The following is a 4,845-nucleotide window of genomic DNA, read 5'->3' on the forward strand; positions in this document are numbered from 1 at the left end:
GCGCTGCCGCCGCTGTCGCCGCTGCGCCCGGCGGCCGGGCGCACCGAGCACGAGGACCGCCGGATCCCGCCCTCGCACCACGACAAGTACCGGGTCGTCGCGATCGGGGTGGCCGGCGATCACGGGACGTACACCGTCCTGGTCGGCGCGTCCCTGGAGCCCGCCGACGAGAGCGCGGAGCGGGCGGTCGGGTTGCTGGCCGTGGGCTGCCCGGTGGTGGTGCTCCTGGTCGCGGGCGCCACCTTCGCGTTCGTCGGCCGGGCGCTGACACCGGTCGAGGCGATCCGGCGCAAGGTGTCGGTGATCTCCGCGTCGAGCCTGGACGAACGGGTACCGGTCCCGCCCGCGCACGACGAGGTGGCCCGCCTCGCGGAGACCATGAACGCGATGCTGGACCGGATCGAGACCCAGGTGGAAACCCGGCGCCGCTTCGTCGCGGACGCGGGGCACGAACTACGCAGCCCGCTGACCACTCTGCACACCGGCCTGGAACTGCTCGCGGCGCACGGCGACCTGACCGCACGCGACGCCGCGACCGTGGGGATCCTGGGCCACGAGAGCGAGCGCCTGAGTCGCCTGGTCGACGGCCTCCTGTTGCTGGCCCGCGCCGACGAGCACGGCCTGCGCCCCGATCCGTCCGACGTGGATCTGGACGACCTCGTGGACGCCGAGCGGCGGCGGCTCGCGGTACAGCACCCGCGGGTGCGGGTGTCCGCGCGGATCGACCCGGTCCGGGTGCACGGCGACGCGCATCGGCTCGCCCAGGCGATACGCAACCTGGCCGACAACGCCGCCAGGCACGCCGCGTCCGTGGTGTCCTTCGCGGTGTACGAGGAGGACGGGCACGCGGTGATCGAGGTCGGCGACGACGGTCCCGGCGTGCCGGAGGCGGATCGGGAGCGGGTGTTCGAGCGTTTCGTCCGACTCGACGCGAGCCGGACGCGCGATTCGGGCGGTACGGGACTGGGCCTGGCGATCGTGCGCGAGGTGGTGCGGGCGCACGGCGGGACGGTACGGGTGGGCGCGCGCGAACCGACGGGCGCGCTGTTCCTGATCGAGTTGCCGTCGAACGCCTGGTCCGATGCCTGGTCCGATGCCCCGTCGCATGCCTCCTTCGATGCCTCGTCCGGCGGCTCGTCCGAGGCGGCTCCTGAGGGCCGGTGACCGGCCCTCAGGCCGGCGCGTCGTCGATGATGCGGTAGCCGCTCCCGCGTACCGTCTCGATCGAGGCCCGACCGAACGGCTGGTCGAGCTTGCGGCGCAGATAGCCGATGTACACCTCGACCACGTTCGGCGCGCCGTCGTAGTGCGCGTCCCACACGTTCGCGAGGATCTCGGTCTTGGTCACGACGTCGCCGGCGCGTCGCATCAGGAAGCCGAGCAGCGCGAACTCCCTTGGAGTGAGCCGTACTTCCTTTCCTGCACGGGTCACCCGCCGGCGCGCCGGGTCGAGCGTGAGGTCGCCGACGGCCGGCACCGCGGGCCGTACCGGAGCACCGCGCCGGATCAGCGCGCGCAGTCGGGCGGTGAGCACCACGAAGCTGAACGGTTTGATCAGGTAGTCGTCGGCGCCGAGCTCGAACGCGTCGGCCTGGTCGTACTCGCCGTCCTTCGCGGTCAGCATCAGCACCGGTGTCCACACGCCGGCGGCGCGCAGGCGCGCGCACACGTCGTAGCCGTTGAGGCCGGGGAGCATGATGTCGAGCACGATCACGTCGTAGCTGTTCTCGGTGCCCGCCCAGAGGCCGTCGGTGCCGTTGTGGAACACCTCGACGTTGAAGCCGGCCTCGGTCAGTCCTTGCCGAACGGTCTCCGCGAGTGGGACCTCGTCCTCCACCAGCAGCACTCGCACACCACACCTCCGCCGATCGGGCGCCCTCCGCAGGCACCTCGGGTGCCGTGTCCGCGCGGGGCCTCGTCGACCAGTGAAGTGTCACAAGTCTGTGAGAACCCTGAGGAGCGGCTCCATTGTCGGTGACGTCCGGGCCCAAACGCGCGACAGTAGGAGACGACACGGCGCGGGCCCGACAACGGGGAGCCGTGCGGGTGATGGGGAGTCACACGAGATGACCGGTCGTCAGGAACTGTCGACACGAGAGATGTCCAAGCCCCGGCAGGGCATCCGCTGGTGGACCCGGCGGACCACGCAGGCCGCGGCGATGTTCGCCCTGATGATCGTCGCGCTGGCGGTGGGGCCGTCCCTGGGGATCGTGCCGTCGCTGTCCCAGCGCGTCGACGGCGTCGTACGCATCTCCGACGTCGTGCACGACTCGGACGCCCCCGTCCACACTCGCTGAGCGGGCCGTAGGCGGCTGCGGGGCGACGACTGCGGGACGGGCCTTCGGCTTCGGCTTCGGCTTCGGCTTCGGCTTCGGCTTCGGCTTCGGCTTCGGCTTCGGCTTCGGCTTCGGCTTCGGCTTCGGCTTCGGCTTCGGGGCAAGTCTGCACGGCCGGGTCTCAGCGCAGCACCGATTCGATCACGCGCCGCACGCCGACCTCCAGGAAGCGCGGGTCGACGTCCTCGCGCGTGACGAACTCTATGAGCAGGCCCTGGAGCAGGGACAGCATGATCATCCCGTCCAGCGCGGCGTCCTGCGAGCCCATCGACAGTGACACCAGTTCGGCGAACGCGCGGAACTCGGCCTGGCAGCGGACCACCGCCTCGTGCACCAACGGCTCTCGCACCCCCGCGAGTTCGAGCTCCAGGCGGGCCAGTTGGACGTCGCGGCCCTCGGTCCACCAGGTGGCCATGAACCGGGCGAGGCTCGGGTAGTCGATGACGATCGGCCGGACCGCCGCCGCGCGCATGAGTTCGTGGGTGACCTGGTTCGCGAACACCTTGTCCAGCTCGGCCATGCGGTCCACGACGGCCAGGATCAGCTGGTCGCGGGTTTTGAAGTAGTACGTAACCGAGCCGTTGGGCAGCCCCGCCTCCTCCTGGACGGCGCGATGCGTCAGCCCCCGAAGGCCGTGGCCGGCGATCACCCGGATCGAGGCGTCGAGCATCAGCGTGCGGCGGTCCACCCGCCCGGAGGTGGTGGGCACGGCGGGTTCGTTCTCGTGTGGCATGCAGCCATTATCCCTGGACTTGACGCTTGTAGAGATTTTCTCTACAACTAGAGAAATCGTCTCTACGATTGTAGGAACAATGGCCATCTCCGGGATACCCCTGACCAAGGCGGGACCCACCGGCGGGTCCCGCCTCGGTCCCGCCCGCCCCTCGAACCCGAAGCTTGTTCTCCTGCTGGTCTGTCTCGCCCAGTTCGTCCTGCTCATCGACGACACGATCGTCAACGTCGCGCTGCCGACCATCGGCGCGGACCTGGACTTCGGCGAGAGTTCGCTGTCCTGGGTGACCAACGCCTACTTCCTGACCTTCGGCGGCTTCCTGCTGATCGGCGGCGGTCTCGCCGACCTGGTCGGCCGGCGCCGACTGTTCGCCGTGAGTCTGGTGGCCTTCGTGGTGGCCTCGGCCGTGTGCGGCATCGCGCCGAACGCCGGGACGATGATCGTGGCGCGCGGCGCGCAGGGCATCGCCGGCGCGATGCTCTCCCCCGCGGCGCTCGCGATCCTGCTCGCGACCTTTCGCGAGCCGGCCGAGCGGGCCCGCGCGCTGGGTACGTGGGCGGCGCTGACCGGCGTCGGCGCGGCCACGGGGCTGCTCCTGGGCGGCGCGCTCGTGGAATGGACCCACTGGCGGTGGATCTTCCTGATCAACCTGCCGATCGGCGTGCTCGCGCTGATCGCGCTGCCGCGAGTGGTCGCGCCCGACGACCGCTCCGGACCGCGCCGGGTCCCGGACTTCGCCGGCGCGGCGCTCGGCACGCTCGCGGTGCTGACGCTCGTGTACACGGTCGTCGAGACCGACTCGCACGCGTGGGGCTCGGCCCGGACCCTGTTCGGCCTCGCCGCAGCGGCCGTTCTGGCGGTCGGCTTCACCCTGCGCCAACGGACGGCGGCCGAACCGCTCTTGCCCCGCGCGCTGTTGCGCATGCGGCACGTGGTCCTGGCCGACGTCATGGTGCTCGTGGCGGCGGGTGGGCTGTTCGCGATGTTCTTCTTCCTGACCCTGTACATGCAGAACATCCAGGGCTGGTCGCCGATGCGAACCGGCCTGTCGTTCCTGCCGTTCAGCGTCGGCATGGGCGTCGGCGCCGCCGCGTCGTCCAAGCTGCTCGCGGGACGGGGACCGCTCGGCCCGGTCACCGCCGGTCCGGCCGTGGCCGCCGGCGGAATGTGGATGATGAGCCGACTCGACGCGCACAGCGCGTTCGCGACCCATCTGCTCCCGGCCCTACTGGTCACCGGGCTCGGCCTCGGTGTCGCGTTCGTGGCGATCATCAACACCGCGACCGGCGGCGCGGGTGAGGGCGAAGGCGGCGTGGCCTCGGCCATGGTGACGACGTGTCAGCAGATCGGCGCGGCGATCGGCATCGCCGTCCTGGTCACCGTCGCAACCAATCGCACCAGGGACAGCGCGCAGGGCGGTACGGATCCCGGCCGGGCGGCGGTGGAGGGGTTCAGCCGGGCCTTCGAGATCCAGGCGGGGCTGATGGGCGCGGCGGCCGTGCTCGGCGTCGTGGTCGGCATCGCCGCGCACAGGCACCGCGCGGCGACGACGACTTCTTCGGCTTCGGCTACGGCTTCGGCTTCGGCTTCGGCTTCGGCTTCGGCTTCGGCTTCGGCTTCGGCTTCGGCTTCGGCTTCGGCTTCGGCCGAGCAGACGTCGGCTGGGCAGCGTTGAGCGAAGGGCTTCGACCGGGCGCGCCGAGCCGACTCCCGTCGGTTTCGCGCGCCCGCGCCCGCGCGCGTCCGGACGGCCCGGACCGCCGAGCTCGGGCGGGT

General features: G+C 71.3%; 5 protein-coding genes. 3 read left to right on the plus strand and 2 right to left on the minus strand.

Annotated features, from left to right (window positions below; all coding sequences use genetic code 11):
- On the plus strand, positions 1 to 1,164 hold a 1,164-nt coding region (locus tag GT354_RS19420; RefSeq protein WP_161357567.1), incomplete at its 5' end, for a HAMP domain-containing sensor histidine kinase.
- A gap of 7 nt (positions 1,165 to 1,171) precedes the next feature.
- Here GT354_RS19420 and GT354_RS19425 read toward each other — a convergent pair.
- Entirely contained in the window at positions 1,172 to 1,852 is a 681-nt protein-coding gene (locus GT354_RS19425) for a response regulator transcription factor (RefSeq protein ID WP_161357568.1), read from the minus strand.
- 214 nt (positions 1,853 to 2,066) lie between these two features.
- Here GT354_RS19425 and GT354_RS19430 point away from each other — a divergent pair, with 214 nt between their 5' ends.
- Positions 2,067 to 2,297 carry a hypothetical protein gene (locus GT354_RS19430; protein WP_161357569.1) on the plus strand — a complete coding sequence of 77 codons (231 nt, stop codon included), beginning with the start codon at positions 2,067 to 2,069 and terminating at the stop codon, positions 2,295 to 2,297.
- A 160-nt stretch (positions 2,298 to 2,457) separates the two neighbouring features.
- On the opposite strand, the gene GT354_RS19435 is transcribed toward GT354_RS19430, so the two are convergent.
- Positions 2,458 to 3,069 carry a TetR family transcriptional regulator gene (locus GT354_RS19435; protein WP_161357570.1) on the minus strand — a complete coding sequence of 204 codons (612 nt, stop codon included), beginning with the start codon at positions 3,067 to 3,069 and terminating at the stop codon, positions 2,458 to 2,460.
- A 79-nt stretch (positions 3,070 to 3,148) separates the two neighbouring features.
- Here GT354_RS19435 and GT354_RS19440 point away from each other — a divergent pair, with 79 nt between their 5' ends.
- Positions 3,149 to 4,744: an MFS transporter gene (locus GT354_RS19440; RefSeq protein WP_161357571.1), complete on the plus strand. Its 1,596-nt coding sequence runs from the start codon at positions 3,149 to 3,151 to the stop codon at positions 4,742 to 4,744.
- The last annotated feature ends 101 nt before the right edge of the window (positions 4,745 to 4,845 follow it).

Source organism: Streptomyces sp. SID3343, from assembly GCF_009865215.1.
In the GTDB taxonomy this organism is placed as follows: Bacteria; Actinomycetota; Actinomycetes; order Streptomycetales; family Streptomycetaceae; genus Embleya.

Bases quoted from the DNA above. Each gene is read 5' to 3' on its own strand.
- GT354_RS19430 (WP_161357569.1), top strand. From the start codon at position 2,067: ATGACCGGTCGTCAGGAACTGTCGACACGAGAGATGTCCAAGCCCCGG.
- GT354_RS19435 (WP_161357570.1), bottom strand. From the start codon at position 3,069: ATGCCACACGAGAACGAACCCGCCGTGCCCACCACCTCCGGGCGGGTG.
- GT354_RS19440 (WP_161357571.1), top strand. From the start codon at position 3,149: ATGGCCATCTCCGGGATACCCCTGACCAAGGCGGGACCCACCGGCGGG.